This is a genomic window from uncultured Clostridium sp., assembly GCF_937920395.1.
In the GTDB taxonomy this organism is placed as follows: Bacteria; Bacillota; Clostridia; order Clostridiales; family Clostridiaceae; genus Clostridium_AD.
Genome location: NZ_CALEVF010000122.1, coordinates 1 through 2,849, shown reverse-complemented (window position 1 = coordinate 2,849; position 2,849 = coordinate 1). Strand labels below are relative to the sequence as shown.

Below are 2,849 nucleotides of genomic sequence, written 5' to 3'. Positions count from 1 at the left end.
AGAAGTCTCTAACATGCAATTCGTATATAATTGCATCAGTTAAATTTGAAAAGTCAGGTTTTTCAGTTGGCTTCCAAATCTTAGGGTCTGTTTTTTTAAGGTCTACTACAGCACCCTTGTCACCATTTGCGGCTACTGAACGAGCATAAGGATCCACAGCCTCATTCCAAACTCCTTTTATGTTAACTTTATATGTATAAAATATATCACTCTGATTTCCATTTAAGTCAAAAGTCCATGTTCCCTTTTCACTCTTATTCATTTTAATTTCAGTACCAGTTTTATCATTCCAATGTTTATATGTTACTAGCGTTACATCATTTGCTGTTGGTGCCCAGACTCTAAAACTTGTTTTGCTAGTAGAATAAGTGTTTCCCAAATCTGTTCCTTCATAATTAAACATTTTTTCAAAACTGGCACTTCTCATTACATTACCAAATACTACTTCCTTTTCCGCAAAATTTTTCATGGAAATCGTAAGTTTTTCATTTAATTTCACATTATCACTAAGTTCTATATTAGCAACTGTTGTGACTCCAGAAGTTACCTTATTACTTGTAACTTTATTTATCTTTAAAGCTTTACCATTTGATTTAACTATAAAATCTTGAGCATCAGCGGATGCAAATGGAAATGATACCTTTGTTTCTATGGCTATGTTTTTCAAATCATCTAATTTAGCACTTATAAATGTATTTGGTTTATTTGCATTTTTTCCTGGTGTTATGACCACTTTTGCTTTAGTTGCTTGAGCTAAAGAATAATATACTTTAGGATCTCCACCATTAATCCAAACTTCACCTACACCATTCTTGAATTTTGTAATAAATCTATCATTGTTTGTATCTTTATCCCACTGATTAGTATAAACTATAAAACCTAATTTATTAATATCTCCATCGAACTCAGTTTCGCAAACCTGCCCGAATGAATCTTTACTAATGAAATCAAACTTAGCTCCATCTTTATTTTCAGGCCATAACCAAATCTTCCATTTTGAATTATTGTCTGAACTTTTAGCATAATGAATAATTATGCTCGTTTTACCACTTTGTGCAAAGGTATTAATATTTGGTAATATAAAAAGAAATCCTGTCATAACTAAAACAGTCGTAAGAAAAATAATTAATGTATTTCTTTTGTTATTCCCGTTCCAAAAGTTCATAAATTTCTCCTCTAAAAATAAAATTATGTTCTATATTTGTTTTAATTTATCTAAAGCTTAGGTAGTAATTAAAGATAAATTTAGTATATATTATATTGAAATATTTTACAACAAGCAAGTAACTGGTATCATTTTTGATTAATTATATAAGTACAATTTATTATTGTACTTATATAATTAATCTTACTTCTAAAAAAAATAGGGCTAATGATTAAAATATTAAGGCATAGGTTGCTGACTAAAAGCCCTCAACTAGACACCTTTTTTAAAATCAAATAGCTCTCGACGAATTTCATTAATGATAATATTTTATTGTATAATCTTATCATTTATTTTTAGTCATTATAACACTTCTTGCTATTTAAACATTTTTCACCCTAATACATTATATAATTTTCGTAACATATATACAAGTGGTTTGTTATTCTATTAACATGACATATTTATTTTCATAAAATCAATAAAACTAATTTTCTTTTTCAGACAACACTTTCTTAATAATAGTGACTCTAGCATCCCCTAGTATATTAGAAATCTTTATAGGAATATTACCATCTTTATAAAGTCTATCCTCATTAGCATTTGCTAATATAGTTATTTTTTCTTTTAATTTATTATATTCCATAACATCATCCAAATAAAAATCTACTAAATCTTTTAAGCATGTTCCTAATTCTTTTGGGTTCTTATAAATTTTTCTCATATTGTACTCCTTATTAATTCATTATTAATTTTTTAAAATATTACTTAAGCTAATTCATAAACTCGATTAAGATTATATCATAGATTTTTATCATAATCTTATATTAATAGTAAAATATTTATTTTTATATGTACATGGCACTATATTTTTACAATTTATTTTTAAGTAATTTTATTTAATATATGCCTTAATATTACATCCTACGTTAAGTTATGTTAAATATGTTAATACAATATTGTACTTTGTTAAGTAATATCATATAATTAGGCTTGTACGGTTTAAAATATATCTTATATATTAAATTTAGCAGTACAAATTAAAATTTGAAACATGCTTTTTATTTATCAAAGGAGGAACAATATATGTTTAATTTTAAACCACAAGATAATTTGTTTTTTGAACTTTTCTCAAAGGGAGCTCAGATATTTAATAATTCAGCAAAAGAGCTAAAGTTATTAATGAATGAACTTGATAATCCTAAGGAAAGGTTAAAAAAACTAGTAAATCTTGAGCATGAAGGCGACCTTGTAACCCACGAATTAATTGAGTATACTAAGAAAATGTTTATAACTCCACTAGACAGAGAAGATATATTTAATATAACAAAGGGAATAGACAATATTACTGATAGTATTGAGTCTACAGGTCATTTGTTCTATATGTATAATGTGACTGAGGCAACTCCAGAAGCTATTGAACTTGTTGATAAGCTTATAGTTGTTTCATCAGACCTTGTCAAGGTGATTTTAGAATTAAAATCTCTTCGCAAAAGCACTATCTTAGTGGATAAAATCATTGATATAAACACTTTGGAAAACGAAGCTGATTTAATTTACAGAAAAGCAATGAGAAAACTATTCGAAAATCCCCAAGATATTCTTTTTGTAATGAAATGGAAAGATCTATACCATTATCTAGAAGATAGCATTGATGCTTGTGAAACACTTGCAAATGAAATTCGAGGAGTTGGTATGAAATATG

The 2,849-nt window shown here is 27.0% G+C and carries 3 protein-coding genes; 1 reads left to right on the top strand and 2 read right to left on the bottom strand.

What is annotated here, in order from left to right:
- Both Q0649_RS09760 and Q0649_RS09755 read right to left on the bottom strand, forming a co-directional pair.
- A partial coding sequence (locus tag Q0649_RS09760; protein ID WP_298840879.1) for a pullulanase-associated domain-containing protein occupies window positions 1-1,165 on the bottom strand: 1,165 nt, incomplete at its 3' end.
- A 466-nt stretch (window positions 1,166-1,631) separates the two neighbouring features.
- A complete protein-coding gene (locus tag Q0649_RS09755) occupies window positions 1,632-1,868 on the bottom strand; it encodes a TIGR04540 family protein (protein WP_298840877.1) in 237 nt (78 codons plus the stop codon).
- Between the two features lie 362 nt (window positions 1,869-2,230).
- Here Q0649_RS09755 and Q0649_RS09750 point away from each other — a divergent pair.
- A partial coding sequence (locus tag Q0649_RS09750) for a DUF47 domain-containing protein (protein ID WP_298840874.1) occupies window positions 2,231-2,849 on the top strand: 619 nt, incomplete at its 3' end.

Bases quoted from the DNA above. Each gene is read 5' to 3' on its own strand.
- Q0649_RS09755 (WP_298840877.1), bottom strand. From the start codon at position 1,868: ATGAGAAAAATTTATAAGAACCCAAAAGAATTAGGAACATGCTTAAAA.